The organism is Mesorhizobium sp. B2-7-2 (assembly GCF_006440775.1).
Classification (GTDB): Bacteria; Pseudomonadota; Alphaproteobacteria; order Rhizobiales; family Rhizobiaceae; genus Mesorhizobium.
Genome location: NZ_VFTZ01000029.1, coordinates 23406 through 37250 on the forward strand (window position 1 = coordinate 23406; position 13845 = coordinate 37250).

Annotated in this window: 14 protein-coding genes; 5 read left to right on the forward strand and 9 right to left on the reverse strand. The window is 64.5% G+C overall.

Going from position 1 to position 13845, the window contains the following annotated elements; translation table 11 throughout:
- Nucleotides 1-2: 2 nt before the first annotated feature.
- The 6 genes from FJ425_RS27505 to FJ425_RS27530 form a co-directional block, all read right to left on the reverse strand.
- On the reverse strand, nucleotides 3-509 hold the full coding sequence (locus tag FJ425_RS27505) for an L-2-amino-thiazoline-4-carboxylic acid hydrolase (RefSeq protein ID WP_140727365.1): 507 nt from the start codon (nucleotides 507-509) through the stop codon (nucleotides 3-5).
- Nucleotides 510-572: 63 nt separating this feature from the next.
- Nucleotides 573-1349 carry an ATP-binding cassette domain-containing protein gene (locus FJ425_RS27510; protein ID WP_140727367.1) on the reverse strand — a complete coding sequence of 259 codons (777 nt, stop codon included), beginning with the start codon at nucleotides 1347-1349 and terminating at the stop codon, nucleotides 573-575.
- The gene (locus FJ425_RS27515; RefSeq protein WP_140727369.1) at nucleotides 1346-2350 is read right to left on the reverse strand and encodes an ABC transporter ATP-binding protein; all 1005 of its coding nucleotides are present in this window, start codon (nucleotides 2348-2350) and stop codon (nucleotides 1346-1348) included. The genes FJ425_RS27510 and FJ425_RS27515 overlap by 4 nt, the downstream gene beginning before the upstream one ends.
- Entirely contained in the window at nucleotides 2347-3177 is an 831-nt protein-coding gene (locus FJ425_RS27520; RefSeq protein ID WP_140727371.1) for an ABC transporter permease, read from the reverse strand. The genes FJ425_RS27515 and FJ425_RS27520 overlap by 4 nt, the downstream gene beginning before the upstream one ends.
- Nucleotides 3174-4160 carry an ABC transporter permease gene (locus tag FJ425_RS27525; protein ID WP_140727373.1) on the reverse strand — a complete coding sequence of 329 codons (987 nt, stop codon included), beginning with the start codon at nucleotides 4158-4160 and terminating at the stop codon, nucleotides 3174-3176. Before FJ425_RS27525 ends, FJ425_RS27520 begins: the two co-directional genes overlap by 4 nt.
- Nucleotides 4161-4427: 267 nt before the next feature.
- Complete coding sequence (locus tag FJ425_RS27530) at nucleotides 4428-6038, reverse strand: ABC transporter substrate-binding protein (RefSeq protein WP_140727375.1); 1611 nt, start codon at nucleotides 6036-6038, stop codon at nucleotides 4428-4430.
- 50 nt (nucleotides 6039-6088) lie between these two features.
- Between FJ425_RS27530 and FJ425_RS31730 the strand changes: the two genes are divergently transcribed.
- Nucleotides 6089-6235: a hypothetical protein gene (locus tag FJ425_RS31730; protein ID WP_181176078.1), complete on the forward strand. Its 147-nt coding sequence runs from the start codon at nucleotides 6089-6091 to the stop codon at nucleotides 6233-6235.
- A 136-nt stretch (nucleotides 6236-6371) separates the two neighbouring features.
- A complete protein-coding gene (locus FJ425_RS27535) occupies nucleotides 6372-7565 on the forward strand; it encodes a Xaa-Pro peptidase family protein (protein WP_140727377.1) in 1194 nt (397 codons plus the stop codon).
- Between the two features lie 174 nt (nucleotides 7566-7739).
- Here FJ425_RS27535 and FJ425_RS27540 read toward each other — a convergent pair whose 3' ends face one another.
- The 3 genes from FJ425_RS27540 to FJ425_RS27550 are packed head-to-tail and all read right to left on the reverse strand — an operon-like array spanning nucleotide 7740 to nucleotide 10215.
- Nucleotides 7740-8156 carry a cupin domain-containing protein gene (locus FJ425_RS27540; protein WP_140727378.1) on the reverse strand — a complete coding sequence of 139 codons (417 nt, stop codon included), beginning with the start codon at nucleotides 8154-8156 and terminating at the stop codon, nucleotides 7740-7742.
- 4 nt (nucleotides 8157-8160) lie between these two features.
- Complete coding sequence (locus FJ425_RS27545; RefSeq protein ID WP_140727380.1) at nucleotides 8161-9006, reverse strand: phosphoenolpyruvate hydrolase family protein; 846 nt, start codon at nucleotides 9004-9006, stop codon at nucleotides 8161-8163.
- A gap of 12 nt (nucleotides 9007-9018) precedes the next feature.
- Complete coding sequence (locus FJ425_RS27550; protein ID WP_140727382.1) at nucleotides 9019-10215, reverse strand: Tm-1-like ATP-binding domain-containing protein; 1197 nt, start codon at nucleotides 10213-10215, stop codon at nucleotides 9019-9021.
- A gap of 296 nt (nucleotides 10216-10511) precedes the next feature.
- On the opposite strand from FJ425_RS27550, the gene FJ425_RS27560 reads away from it, so the two are divergent.
- The 3 genes from FJ425_RS27560 to FJ425_RS27570 all read left to right on the forward strand — a co-directional run bounded on the left by FJ425_RS27560 (nucleotide 10512) and on the right by FJ425_RS27570 (nucleotide 13844).
- A complete protein-coding gene (locus FJ425_RS27560) occupies nucleotides 10512-11207 on the forward strand; it encodes a TetR/AcrR family transcriptional regulator (RefSeq protein WP_140727402.1) in 696 nt (231 codons plus the stop codon).
- Nucleotides 11208-11557: 350 nt separating this feature from the next.
- Nucleotides 11558-12874, forward strand: coding sequence for an extracellular solute-binding protein (locus tag FJ425_RS27565; RefSeq protein ID WP_140727384.1), 1317 nt, complete (start codon nucleotides 11558-11560; stop codon nucleotides 12872-12874).
- A gap of 64 nt (nucleotides 12875-12938) precedes the next feature.
- The gene (locus FJ425_RS27570; RefSeq protein WP_095769195.1) at nucleotides 12939-13844 is read left to right on the forward strand and encodes a sugar ABC transporter permease; all 906 of its coding nucleotides are present in this window, start codon (nucleotides 12939-12941) and stop codon (nucleotides 13842-13844) included.
- The last annotated feature ends 1 nt before the right edge of the window (nucleotide 13845 follow it).

Here is a 13845-nt window from a genome sequence, read left to right on the forward strand (position 1 = left end):
GGTTAAGCGTCGCGGTTTGTCAGCGCGATATGGCAGCAGCCGGAGCCATGGCCCGGGGTCCAGGTGACATTGTCGAAGCGCACGCCCGTTGCCTCGAACAGGCCGCGATCGAAGGCGCCGGCGATGCGGCAGAGCGTGGCGAGTTTCTCCTCGCCGACGCCGGCCTCGACCCAGGCATCCTTCAGCGGGCAGCGCTTCACCTTGAAGGCGATGTGGCCAGGCCCGCGTTCGACATCGGTCGGATACATGCGGCCGCCATCCGGGCTGACGGCGAGGAATGCCTCGCCGATCGCCGCCGCATCATTGGGGCCGAAGCCGGCGAACGCCGCAGCCGCGACTTCCCGGCCGCGCTTCTCGATGCTGCGGATCATGACCGCCTCGGCTTTCTCGGCGCCAAGCTCGGCGGTCAGCTCGTCGAGGAAGAGACGATAGAGGTCGGCCCGGTTGCGGAAGGCGGAGTCGAGCTCGCGCGACAGTTTTTCGGCTCTGGCTGCTTCGGGATCGGTCATGCTGTGTCCTGATTTTGTCGTTTGACCATGATCTGTCCGCAAACCGGTTCCCACTTTGGAGGATCATGGTCGGTTCCTGGTCAATCTTGGCGTCGCCTCGACCAGCGCCTTGCCGATCGCCGATTGCGGGTTGGCAATGACGGCGCGGGCATCGCCGCTCTCGGCGACCCGGCCGGCGTCGAGGATGACGACGCGATGCGCCACGGCACGGATGACGCCGAGATCATGCGAAATGAACAGGTAGGCGATCCGTTCCTGCCTTTGCAGGTCGAGCAGCAATTCGAGGATCTGGCCGCGCACCGAAACATCGAGCGCCGACACCGCCTCGTCGAGCACGATCAGCGACGGCCGCGTGGCGATGGCGCGGGCGATCGCCACGCGCTGGCGCTGGCCGCCGGAAATCTCGTGGATGGCACGAGCCGCGAGACCGGCATCGAGGCCGACGCGCTCCAGCAGTGCTGCGATCCGATGTCGGCGCTCAGCTCGCGGGGCGATGTTGTGGATGCGCAGGGGATCGTCAAGCACGCGCGCCACGGTGGCGCGTGGATTGAAGGCGGCGAGCGGATCCTGGAACACCATCTGCAGACGGGCGCGCCGCGCGCGCAGAGCGGCGCCGGATAGCGCGAGGAAGTCCGTGCTTTCGAAATCGATGCGACCGGCATCGGGCTCGGTCAGCCGCAGCACCAGCCTAGCGATCGTCGATTTGCCGCTGCCGGACGGGCCGGCGAGCGCCAGCGTCTCCGCCGGTCCGATTTCGAAGGAGACGTCGTCGACCGCCGCGAAGGGCTTGCCGCCGCGACGGTAGCGTTTGGCCAGATTCGAGACCGCAAGCACGGTCATGCCGACGCGCCTTGCCGGTGAAACAACGGCTCGGTGTCGAGGCCGAGATGAGCGTCGAGCAGGGCGCGCGTATAGGCATGGCGCGGCGCGTTGAGGATCTGGTCGGTCTCGCCAAGTTCGATCAGCTCGCCGTGGCGCAGCACTGCGATGCGGTCGGCAAGCGTGGCGGCAAGCGCGATATCGTGGCTGATGAAAAGCAGCGTCATGCCGTCCTCGGCCACCAACCGGCGGATCAGGGAAACAATCTCGGCCTGGACGATGGTGTCGAGCGCGCTGGTCGCTTCGTCGGCGATGAGCAGCTTCGGCCCGGCCGCGATTGCCGCCGCGATGGCCACGCGCTGCTTCTGGCCGCCGGACAGCTGGTGCGGGTAGACGTGGAGGACGGCTTCGGGGTCGGGAAGGCGGACGCGGTCGAGGAGGGTTTTGGCTTGGGCGAAGGAGTCAGGCCAGCTGAGGCCGAGATGGGTGTGGACGACTTCGGCGATCTGCTTGCCGATTGGCATGACCGGATCGAGGCTGGAAGAGGGGTCCTGGAAGACGAAGCCGATGTCGCGGCCGAGGCGGGCAGGTTTATCGTGAAGATGAAAAAGCTGGCGCTCTACGGCGCCCCCCTCTGTCCTGCCGGACATCTCCCCCTCCAGGGGGGAGATTAGCTCGTGATCTCTGCCTTCGCCAATTTTCGAGGTCGCAAGAGGAGAGCCGGCGACGGAACTGCCCATCTTCCCCCTTGAGGGGGAGATGTCCGGCAGGACAGAGAGGGGGGCCTTGGCGCCAGCGCTTGCCGGCAGGAACCAGTCTACCAGCCCGCCAATCTCGGCACCCCCCGCCAACAGCCCCGCGACCGCCAGCGCCAGTGTGCTCTTTCCCGAACCGCTCTCGCCGATGATCGCCAGGCGCTCGCCGGCCTCCACGTCGAGGCTGATACCCTTCAGCGCCGGCACCTCGATACCGTCGCGGCGATACGCCACCCTTAAATCCCGAATCGACAGCAGCGCGGTCACGACAGGCTCCTGCGCACCGCGGTGCTCTCCACCACGCCTTCGCCGACGAGGTAGACACCGAGCACCGTCAGCACGAGCGCCACGCCGGGAACGATCGACAAAAACGGCGCGGTGCGCAGCACCGTGCGGCCCTCGGCGATCATGCCGCCCCAGGTGACGCGGTTGGGATCGCCGAGGCCAAGGAAGGACAACGCGGCCTCGGTGAGGATCGCGGCAGCCACGATCACCGAGGACAGCGCCAGCACCGGCGGCAAGGCGTTGGGCAGCACCTCGCGGAAGGCAATTTCAAGTGGATGCATGCCGATGACGCGGGCGCCGGCGACGTAATCGCGCTCGCGGATCGACAGGACCTCCGCGCGCGCCACCCGCGCGGGTCCGGTCCAGGCGCCGAGCGCGATCGCCGCGACGACGACGCCGAGCGAGGGGCCGACGATGCTGACGAAAGCGAGCGCGAGCAGGAAGCTCGGCACGGTCTGGAAGGCGTCGGTGATGCGCATCAGCACTTCGTCGATCAGGCCGCCGGCGAAGCCGGCCAAAGTGCCGACCACCGAGCCGATGAGGAGCGCGGCGGCGGCCGCCGCCAGCCCCACCGCCAGCGACGTGCGGGCACCATGGAACAGCTCGGCCAGCACGTCGCGGCCGAGCCGGTCGGTGCCGAGCGGCAGCGACCAGTCCTGGAACGGCGGCAGCAGCGCCGGTCCGGCGATGGCCTGCGGGTCGCCGGGAAACAGCAGCGGCGCCGCCAATGCCATCGCGGCCAGCAGGGCGAGGATAAGCGCGCCGGCGATCGCCTCCGGCGTGCGGAAGAAGCGGCGCAGGCGGCTCATGCGCTTGCCTCGCCGGCGCCGACGCGCGGATCGAGGACAGCGTAGGCGACATCGACGAGAAGATTGATCACGACGACCAGGACGGCGCTGACCAGGATGATGCCGAGCAGCAGCGGCACGTCGCGTCCCGCGACGGCTTCCTGCGCCAGACGGCCGAGACCCGGCACGGCAAACACACTTTCAATGACGACGCTGCCGCCCAGCATCTGCGCCGATTGCAGGCCAAGCATGGTGACCAAGGGCAGGAGCGCGTTGCGGGCGACATGGGCAAGCACGATGCGCCGGCGCGGCAGGCCCCTGGCGCGGGCGGCAAGGATAAAGTCCTGCCGCCAGGCTTCCGCCATGCCGGCGCGCATCATGCGCAAATAGAGCGCCAGATAGATGAAGCCGAGCGCCGAAACCGGCAGCACGAGATGGATGCCAATGTCGACGGCGCGCGCCAGTCCGGTCTTGCCGGAAGCGATGGTCTCGATGCCGCCGATCGGCAGCCAGCGCAGGTCGACGGCGAAGACGACGATGAGCACGAGGCCGAGCCAGAAGCCGGGCACGGCATAAAGTGCCAGCGAGCCGATCGAGAGGAAGCGGTCGCGGATGCTGCCGGGTCTCGCGCCGGCATAGATGCCGAGCGCCGAGCCGAGGCCGAAGGAGAGCACGGTGGCGCTGCCCATCAGGATCAGCGTGGTCGGCAGGCGTTCGAGGATGATGTCGCGGATCGGCCGCGAGAAGGTGACGGACTGGCCGAGGTCGAGATGCAGCAGCGCCCAGAGATAGTTTGCGAGGCGCGTCAACTCCGACTGGTCGAGGCCCCAGCGGTGGCGCAGCAATTCGATCATGCCGGCATCGCCGCCGGTCGAGACGATATAGGCGTCCACCGCGTCGCCGGGAGCGGCTTCGAGCAGCAGGAAGCTGCCGACGACGACGATGAGGAGCACGAAGACGCTACCGACGACGCGGCGGCGCAGGAGGCGGAGGGCGCGGGTCATGGCGATGCCTGGTTGAGGCCAAACCACGGACGTTGCGCTCTACGGCGCCCCCCTCTGTCCTGCCGGACATCTCCCCCACGAGGGGGGAGATCAGCTGTCTCGCCGGCTTTCGCCAACCGCAGATGCTGCAGGATTGAGCGGGGCGCGGAAGCCGCCAATCTCCCCCCTTGTGGGGGAGATGTCCGGCAGGACAGAGGGGGGCGCGAAGGAACTCTCACCGTGGAAGCTGAGCACCCGATCAAGCGATCTGCAAGCCTTGGGAAAACGTTAGCCCGCGAGGTAAGTGTCCGCCCAGTTGGAAACAGCCCAGCGCGGGTTGTTGGCGATGTTGCCGACCGTGTCGCGGGCGACGGAAATAAAGCTCCACTCCGCAACATTGATCAGCGGCAAATCGGCCGCCACCTTCTTCTGGAACTCCTTGTAAAGCTCGGTTCGGGCCGCTGTATCCAGCGTCTCCGATGCTTTCGCGATCAGCGCGTCGAGGTCGGCGTTCTTGTAGCCGCCCTGGTTGGAGAAGGGCACGCCGTCGGGGATGCCGCTCTGGACCAGGATGGTGGTCGAGATCGCCGGGTCGCCGCGGAACACCGGCGGGCCGACGGCGAGGTCGAAGGCGTGGTCTGTGTAGACGGCCTTGATATGCGCGGCCGCATCGTTGTTGACGATCTCGGCGTCGATGCCGATCGCGGCGAGCGCCTGGCGCAGATAATCGCCGAACTGTTTTGTCTCGTTGAAGTAAGGCGCCGGCAGCAGCTTCAGCGCGAAGCGCTTGCCGTCGTCGGCGCGCTTGTAGCCGGCTTCGTCGAGCAGCGCATTGGCCTTGGCGACGTCGAAAGGATAGGTCGGGACGTCGGCGGTGTAGAATTGCGGATCGTTCTTCGGCACCGGGCCGGTGGCGGTCGCGGCGTAGCCAAGGAAGATTGTCTTGACGACGAAATCCTTGTCGATGGCATGCGCGATCGCCTGCCGCACCTTGAGGTCGGCCAGTTCCTTGCGGCGGTGGTTGATCTCGACGACGAGCTGGTAGATCAGCCCCTCATAGCCCTTGGTGATGACCTTCAGGCCTGGCACCTTGGAGATGCGGTCGAGGTCGGCGAGCGGCACGGCGGAGAAGGCGGCGAGCTGGATCTCTTCGGCTTCCAGCGCGGCCGCGGCCGAGGTGCGGTCCGGCAGCACCTGATAGACGATCTCGTCGAGATAGGGCTCGTCCTTGGCCCAATAGGCGTCGTTCCGGGTCAGCCGGTAATACTGGCCGGCCTTGTACTCGGCGAATTTGAACGGACCGGTGCCGACCGGCGCGTTGTTGGCGGGGTTCTCCTCGATCTTGCCCACCTCATAGAGGTGCTTCGGCACGACGCTCGACAGCGCCGGCAGCGCATTGCGGATCAGCTGGAACGGCGTCGGCTTGGCGAATTTGAAGATCGCGGTGAGATCGTCCGGCGTGTCGACGGCGGCCAGGTCCTTGAACACGGTGCGGCCGAGATTCTGCAGCGGCTTCCAGATCTGCAGCGCCGAGAAGGCGACGTCGGCGGAGGTGAAGGGCTTGCCGTCATGCCATTTGACGCCGTCGCGCAATTTGAAGGTGACCGACAGGCCGTCGGCAGCACCCTCCCAGGAAAGCGCCAGGCGCGGCTGAAGGCCATCTTTGCCGTCGAAGGAGGCTTCGGCCAGGGTCTCGATGATCTTGCTGGAGATGAAGAAGACGCCGTTGGAAGCGACGATAGCGGGGTTGAGGTTGCGCGGTTCGGAATCGGCAGCCAGCACGAGGCGGCCACCCTTCTTCGGCGTCTGCGCGAAGCCGATGGTCGGCAATGCGGTCGAGGCCAGTAGCAGCGCCGAGCCGGCCAGCAGGCCGCGGCGTGAAATCGTCAAATCGGACATCGCTCAAACTCCCCTCTTCGCACCGTGGCCGGCGCGGCAATCCGGTGATTATGGCCCTTGGCAAAGGTTTCGCCAGAGACGGATTTGGCGCATCATGGCTTGGCTTTGAAATTTCCGTCCGCTGGACCAGCCAGTTGAAAGAAGCACCGTATCATAATCTGGTCGGACCAGATTATGATGATGCTGAATCAGGATAGGACGGAAAAGCGCGTCTAGCGCGAGAGCGATCAATTCTGGCTGGACCAGAGCGGCCAAAAGGATGCAGATTTAGCCAACAGCCATCCATCATGACGTTCGGCGCTCCTGCGGCCGATGAAAAATAGGGAGAGGCAGATGAACATCGCTCCGGGCAAAACCGAGGTCAGCAATGTCCCGTTCGACCAGGCGCGGGTGGACCGGCTGATGGAGGAGGCCGGCATCGACGTGCTGTTCGCCACGTCGAAGCACAACACGCAATATCTGCTCGGCGGCTACAAGTTCATCTTCTTCGCGGCGATGGACGCCATCGGTCACAGCCGCTATTTGCCGATCGTCCTTTACGAGAAGGGCGGGCCGGAGCACGCCGCCTATATCGCCAACAAGATGGAAGGCGGCGAGCACCAGAACCATCCGTTCTGGACGCCGACCTTGCACGCCGCCTGCTGGGGCACGCTCGATGCCGCCAATCTGGCGGTGGAGCATCTCAAGCAGATCGGCAAGCAAGCCGCCCGCATCGGCATCGAGCCGGGTTTCCTGCCGTCGGATGCCTATACGCTGATCCGCAAGGCGCTGCCGGATGCAAAGCTGATCGACGCGACCGACATGCTGGAGCGCATGCGCGCCATCAAGACCGAGGCTGAGCTGGAACAATTGCGCATCGCCTCCGAGCTGATCACCGATTCCATGCTGGCGACAATTGGCTGGGCGCGCGAGGGCACGAGCAAGACCGACATCATCGAGCGGCTCAGGCGCGAGGAAACCCATCGCGGCGCGCATTTCGAATATTGCCTGCTGACACTGGGTTCCAGCCACAATCGCGCGGCGTCCAGCCAGGCGTGGAAGAAGGGCGAGGTGATGTCGATCGATTCCGGCGGCAACTATCACGGCTATATCGGCGACCTCTGCCGCATGGGCGTGCTCGGCGAGCCGGATGCCGAGCTGGAGGATCTTCTGGCCGAAGTCGAAGCAGTGCAGCAGGCGGCATTTTCCAAGGTGAAGGCGGGCACGCTTGGTGGCGACATGATCGCGCATGCGGAGAGTGTGCTGAAGGCCTCGAAGGTTGCGGCCTTTACGGATTTCTTCGCCCACGGCATGGGGCTGATCACGCATGAGGCGCCGTTCCTGATGACCAATCATCCGGTCGCCTATGAAGGTACTTACGCGGCAAAGCCGCTGGAGAAGAACATGGTGCTGTCGGTCGAGACCACCATGCTTCATCCGACACGCGGCTTCATCAAGCTGGAGGACACGGCAGCGGTGACAGACGCCGGTTATGTGATGTTCGGAGATCGCGGACGCGGCTGGAACAGGGGCGGGACGGCAGCATAGAATCGACGGCACTCCCCCTCACCCGGATTGCCAACCGAATTGCGAAGGGCAATTCGGGGCAATCCGACCTCTCCCCGAGGGGAGAGGAGGGGTGGCGCCGGCGCCAACCTCTTCTCCCCGCCGGGGAGAAGGTGGCCGCGAAGCGGCCGGATGAGGGGGCTGCAACGCTGAAGATTATTTGCCCGCCGGCAGCAGCCTGAAATCCGCCAGGTCGCGCAATGCCAGCTCGGGTCCGGCGGGCGAATAGACGACGAAGAGCTGCATCGGCTGGCCGCCGGTGTTGAGCGTCGAATGGAAGCGGCTTTCCGGCACATATATGGTGCAGCCGGGGCCGACTTTCGCCACCACCGGATTGCCCTGTTCGTCCTCGACCATCTGCTCGCCATTGCCGGAGATGACGAAGATGATCTCTTCGGCGCCCGGATGGTTGTGGCGGGTATGCCCTTTGCCGGGCGGCAGGTCGACGACGCCGCCGGAGAAGCGGGCGGCGCCGTTCACTTCCGGCGCGACGGTCAGCGACAGCTTGCCCCAGTCGAAGCCGAAGGCGCTGACATCCTTCGGATAGACGAACACCTTGCTCCTGTCGGCCATTGCCTCATCCCTTCTTTTTCGTGATCGCGACTGTCTTGAAATCCGCCGTCTGCCTGGCGATCGCCGCTTCCGCCGGCAGCCGCTCCATCGAGCTTGCGCCATAGAAGCCGTGCAGCCCCTCGCAGCGTTCGAGAATGTAGCGCGCATCGTCGGGCATCGAGATCGGTCCGCCATGGCAAAGCAGGATGACGTCCTCTCGCACTGAGCGCGCCGCATCGGCAATGGCGTCGATTTCCTTGACGCAGGCGTCGAGCGTTTTCGCCGAGGTGGCGCCGATCGAACCGCCGGTCGTCACACCCATATGGGCGACGACGATGTCGGCGCCTGCCCTGGTCATGGCGCGCGCCTCGTCCGGGTTGAAGACATAAGGCGTCGTGAGGAGGTCGAGCTTGTGCGCCTCGGCGATCATGTCGATCTCGAGCCCAAAACCCATGCCGGTCTCCTCGAAGCTTTGGCGCATGGTGCCGTCGAACAGGCCGACGGTCGGAAAATTCTGCACGCCGGAAAAGCCCATCGTCTTCAGCTCTGCGAGCAGCAGCGGCATGATGACGAAAGGGTCGGTGCCGTTGACGCCGGCCAGCACCGGCGTCTTCTTCACCACCGGCAGCACCTCATAGGCCATCTCCTTGACGATCTCGTTGGCGTTGCCATAGGCAAGCAGGCCGGCGGCCGAGCCGCGGCCGGCCATGCGGTAGCGGCCGGAATTGTAGATGATGATCAGGTCGATGCCGCCGGCTTCCTCGGCCTTGGCCGACAGGCCGGTGCCGGCGCCGCCGCCGACGATCGGCACGCCGTCGGCGATCATCTTGCCGAATTTTTCCAGGATCGTTTTGCGCGGAATGGCAGCCATGCTTGTCTTGTCTCACTTCTTGGCGATGTCGAGGAAGGCCTCGGCCGCAGCCTTGGCGAAGGCGGGATCGTTGATATGCAGCGGCAGGCGAGTGACGGTGCGGTTCCTGGTCGGACCGATCGTGCGCTCAATGGCGTCAAACAGCTCGGCGTCGGCTTCCGGATCGAAGAAGGCGCCGCCTTCGATATCGAGCGCCGAGACGCCCTTCTCCGGGATCAGGAAGCGGATCGGACCGTCGCATCGGGCAAGGCGACCGCCGATCCATCCGCCGATCTTGCGGCATTCCTCGGCCGTGGTGCGCATCAGCGTAACGTTGGGATTGTGCTCGTAGAAGAGCCGCCCACGATATTGTTCCGGGATCGTCGGCGGCGCCCAGAAGTTCACCATGTCGAGCGCGCCGACCGAGCCGACATAGGGCAATTTCGTGCGCGCAATCGCGCCGAAGCGATCCTCGGTCGCCGGCAGCACGCCGCCTAACAGGAAATCGCAGATTTCCGTCGTGGTGATGTCGAGGACGCCGGCAAGCAGGCCGCTGTCGGCGAGCTTCTCCATCGAGCGGCCGCCGGTGCCGGTGGCATGGAAGACCATACAGTCATAGTCGGGGCGCAATCGGTCGACGATCGCCGTCACACAGGGCGTGGTGACGCCGAACATGGTGAGCCCGAGCGCCGGCTTGCCGGCGGCGGCCGAGGCGGGCTTCGCCGCCATGCCCGCGATCGCCTGGGCGGCATTGTGCAGCACCGTGCGGGAGAGCCTGTTCAGTCCCGCCATGTCGGTGACCGACGGCATCATGATGATGTCGGAGATGTCGACGTAAGGCGCGGTATCGCCGGAGGCCAATGTCGAGACCATGATCTTCGGCAGGCCGAGCGGCAGCGCCCGCATGCCGGCGGTGACGATCGAGGTGCCGCCGCCGCCGCCGATGCCGATCGCCCCGGCGATGTCGTTACGTGACTGGATGAAATTCGCGAAGGCCGCGCCCATGCCGGCAACGGCGGCCCCGCGATCGTCGATGCCGAGAACAGCGCCCGCTCCCTTGGGATGATGCGCGGCGACCTCGCTGGCGGGGGTATCCACCGGGACGGTCGCGCCGCGCGTGCCGATATCGACACGGACGACCGCGCCGCCGGCCTTGGCGACGGCATCGGCCAGGAAGGCGAGTTCCTCACCTTTGGTGTCGGCGGTGCCGATCACATAGATACGCTTCATGGATGCGTCTCTCGGCTGGGCGGGCCGGAGATAGCGATGCTTAACGCATGAGAGCCTGTTGCTCTTCGGCGCCCCCCTCTGTCCTGCCGAACATCTCCCCCACAAGGGGGGAGATTGGCTTGCCTTGATGCCGCCGCTTCTCCTGCGACGCTCAAGATTGGCGAAAGCAAGCCGGAAATCCGATCTCCCCCCAAGTGGGGGAGATGTCCGGCAGGACAGAGGGGGGCGCCGTAGAGCGTCAACGTGGCCAATCCGGGAGCCATTGCAAATTTTTGAGACGCGCGTATCGTATTGATATGGATGTCTCACGTCAACAAGCCGCCTCCGCCGATGATGCCACGCAGGCGCCGGCCGCAGAGAAGGGGCCGCGCGCCCGCACGAAGAGGCTGATGCTGGAAACGGCGACGAGGCTGATGCAGTCCGGCATGACCCCTTCGGTCAGCGAGGTCGCGGAGGCGGCAGAGGTGTCGCGCGCCACCGCCTACCGCTATTTCCCGAGCCAGGCGGCGCTGGTGCAGGCGGTGGTCGATCAAGGGCTCGGCCCGATCCTCACCTGGAAGTCGGCATCCGACGATGCCGAGCGGCGCGTGGCGGACCTGTTCGCCACCGCGATGCCGCGCATCGAAGCCTTCGAGGCGACGTTCAAGGCGGCGCTGAAACTGTCCCTCGACCAATGGGCGCGGCGCCAGGCAGGCACGCTCGGGTCCGAACCGGCCTTCATTCGCGGCCATCGCGTCGACCTGTTGAAAGATGCGATCGCACCGCTCAAGGGGCGCTTGAAGCCGCGCCAGTTGAGGCGCCTGGCCCAGGCGCTGTCGCTGATGTTCGGCGTCGAGGTGGTCACGGTGCTGAAGGACATCTGGGGGCTGAACAGTACCGAGATGATGTCGGTCGCGCAGTGGGCGGCAGGCGCCTTGGTGCGCGCCGCGATGGCGGAATCGGAGGCAAAATCGGCAGGAATGGCTACGGCGCCTGAGGCGACGATCGGTTAAATCTGGTTCGACCAGATTGTGAGGGCGATTTTGAATGTTAAATGGGGTGAGCGGGCCCTCACAAGGGATCGGCGTATCAAGGAGTAGGAAAAACGAGGGAAAACAGGCAGATGCCGCATTGGTGGGCCCGTTCGCCTGCTCCTAGCCTCCCAAGAAAGCGCTTGACGTCAAGCGGGAATTGGTAATACCAGATTTAGGACCGATAAAGCGGATCAAAGTGAAGGCTGCGATCCATTTCCGACAGGGTGGGAGGCCTGGACCGGAGAGGTGCCATCACAGGAGGAACTACCAAGGCCGGCTTCGCCGCCGGCTCGCATGAGACGGTAGAATGCGCACAAGGGAGGAAAACTATGCGCAAGATTATGACCAGCGTGATTGCTGGTATTGGGCTGGCGCTTGCCTGCGGGACATCCGTCCGCGCGCAGGATAAGGAACTCACCATCTTCTGGGCGGAATGGGACCCGGCGAACTACCTGCAGGAACTGGTCAACGACTACACAGCCGAAACCGGCGTGAAGGTCACGGTTCAGACAACGCCGTGGCCCGACTTCCAGACCAAGGCCTTCACCGAGTTCAACGCGCATGGCGACGCCTACGACATGGTCGTCGGCGACTCGCAATGGCTGGGCGCCGGTTCGACGCAAGGCCACTATGTCGACCTGACCGACTTCTTCAACCAGCACAAGCTTGGCGACGTGATGGCGCCCGCGACCATCAAATATTACGCCGAGTACCCGGGCGGTTCCAGCAAGTACTGGGCAATCCCGCTGGAAGGCGACGCGATCGGCTGGTCCTATCGCAAGGACTGGTTCGAGGACCCGAAGGAGAAGGAAGCCTTCAAGGCCAAATACGGCTACGACCTCGCGGTGCCGACGACCTATGCGCAGCTGCGCGACATCGCCGAGTTCTTCCACCGTCCGGACCAGAAGCGGTACGGCGTGGCCATCTACACCGACAATTCCTATGACGCGATGGCGATGGGCGTCGAAAGCGCCATCTTCAGCTATGGCGGCGATCTCGGCGACTACGCGACCTACAAGGTCGACGGCATCACCAACTCCAAGGAAGCCGCCGCCGGCCTCGACATGTACAAGCAACTCTACAAGTTCACGCCTCCCGGCTGGGGCAAGACTTTCTTCGTGGAAGACAACCAGGCGATCACCGGCGGCCTGGCCGCGATGAGCATGAACTTCTTCGCCTTCTTCCCGCCGCTGGTGAACAAGGCCACCAACCCCTACGCCGACGTCACCGGCTTCTTCGCCAATCCGGCCGGCCCGGACGGCAAGCGCTTCGCCGCGCTCGGCGGCCAGGGCATCTCGGTCGTCTCATATTCGAAGAACAAGGACGAGGCGATGAAGTTCCTCGAGTGGTTCATCAAGGACGAGACCCAGAAGAAGTGGGCCGAGCTCGGCGGCTACACCTGCAGCCAGGCCGTGCTGAAGTCGGAGGCCTTCCAGAACGCGACGCCCTACAACAAAGCGTTCTACGACACGATGTTCATGGTCAAGGACTTCTGGGCAACGCCTGAATACGCCGAAGTGCTCGACCAGCTGAACCAGAACATCTATCCGTTCGTGGTCGGCGGCAAGGGCACCGCCCAGGAGGCGCTCGACAAGACGACCGCCGACTGGAAGGCGACTTTCACCAAGTACAACCGTTACAAGTAAGCATCGCAGTCAGAATGCCGGAGGAGGTTTCCCCCTCCGGCATTCCTGTTTTCAGGAGACAAAGTTGGCTTCGGTAGCCCTTACCAATCTTGATCCAGCGTCCAGGGCCGCCGCTCGCGGCTGGTCCGATCTGACCATCCGCAACCTGTTCATCATCCCGACGCTGGTCTTTCTGATCGTCTTCAATATTTTCCCGCTGATCTATTCGCTCGGCTATTCCTTCACGAACTTCGCCGCGAACCGCAGCGAACCCTGGCAGTTCGTCGGCTTGCAGAACTATCGTGAGCTGCTGAGCGACGATCATATCTGGTCGAACTTCGTCATCACCGCCAAATATGTGATCGTTTCGGTGGCTGGGCAGATGATCGTCGGCTTCGGCCTTGCGCTTCTGCTCAACCGCAGCTTTCCGATGAAGGGCCTGATCACCACGCTTCTGCTGCTGCCGATGATGATGTCCGCGGCGGTCGTCGGCCTGTTCTGGCAATTGCTCTACAGCCCGTCCTGGGGACCGATCAACTATGTCTTCGGCCTTGGCGACTTCGCCTGGCTCTCCAATCCCGACAGCGCGCTCTACGCAGTCGCGATCACCGATATCTGGATGTGGTCGCCTTTCGTCATGCTGCTGTCGCTCGCCGGTCTCTCGGCCGTGCCGCAGCATCTCTACGAGGCGGCCGCGATCGACCGCGCCGGCTGGTGGTACACCTTCACTCGCATCACCTTGCCGCTGGTCTCGCCGATCCTTTTGATCGCGCTGATCTTCCGCACCATGGAAGCCTTCAAGACCTTCGACATCGCCTACACGATGACCACCCAGCCGACCGCCGAGCTGATCGCGATCCGGCTCTACAAGCAGGCCTTCCAGCAGTGGGATACGGGCAAGTCCTGCGCGCTGGCCTACATCGTGCTGATCATGGTGCTGGCGATCACCAACCTCTACGTGAAGTATCTCAACAAGGTGAAGGAGCGCTGAC

Excerpts from the sequence above, each read along its gene's own strand:
- FJ425_RS27535 (WP_140727377.1), top strand. The coding sequence starts at position 6,372 with ATGAACATCGCTCCGGGCAAAACCGAGGTCAGCAATGTCCCGTTCGAC.
- FJ425_RS27545 (WP_140727380.1), bottom strand. The coding sequence starts at position 9,006 with ATGGCTGCCATTCCGCGCAAAACGATCCTGGAAAAATTCGGCAAGATG.
- FJ425_RS27565 (WP_140727384.1), top strand. The coding sequence starts at position 11,558 with ATGCGCAAGATTATGACCAGCGTGATTGCTGGTATTGGGCTGGCGCTT.
- FJ425_RS27525 (WP_140727373.1), bottom strand. The coding sequence starts at position 4,160 with ATGACCCGCGCCCTCCGCCTCCTGCGCCGCCGCGTCGTCGGTAGCGTC.
- FJ425_RS27510 (WP_140727367.1), bottom strand. The coding sequence starts at position 1,349 with ATGACCGTGCTTGCGGTCTCGAATCTGGCCAAACGCTACCGTCGCGGC.
- FJ425_RS27520 (WP_140727371.1), bottom strand. The coding sequence starts at position 3,177 with ATGAGCCGCCTGCGCCGCTTCTTCCGCACGCCGGAGGCGATCGCCGGC.
- FJ425_RS31730 (WP_181176078.1), top strand. The coding sequence starts at position 6,089 with ATGGCCCTTGGCAAAGGTTTCGCCAGAGACGGATTTGGCGCATCATGG.
- FJ425_RS27540 (WP_140727378.1), bottom strand. The coding sequence starts at position 8,156 with ATGGCCGACAGGAGCAAGGTGTTCGTCTATCCGAAGGATGTCAGCGCC.
- FJ425_RS27530 (WP_140727375.1), bottom strand. The coding sequence starts at position 6,038 with ATGTCCGATTTGACGATTTCACGCCGCGGCCTGCTGGCCGGCTCGGCG.
- FJ425_RS27550 (WP_140727382.1), bottom strand. The coding sequence starts at position 10,215 with ATGAAGCGTATCTATGTGATCGGCACCGCCGACACCAAAGGTGAGGAA.
- FJ425_RS27560 (WP_140727402.1), top strand. The coding sequence starts at position 10,512 with ATGGATGTCTCACGTCAACAAGCCGCCTCCGCCGATGATGCCACGCAG.
- FJ425_RS27505 (WP_140727365.1), bottom strand. The coding sequence starts at position 509 with ATGACCGATCCCGAAGCAGCCAGAGCCGAAAAACTGTCGCGCGAGCTC.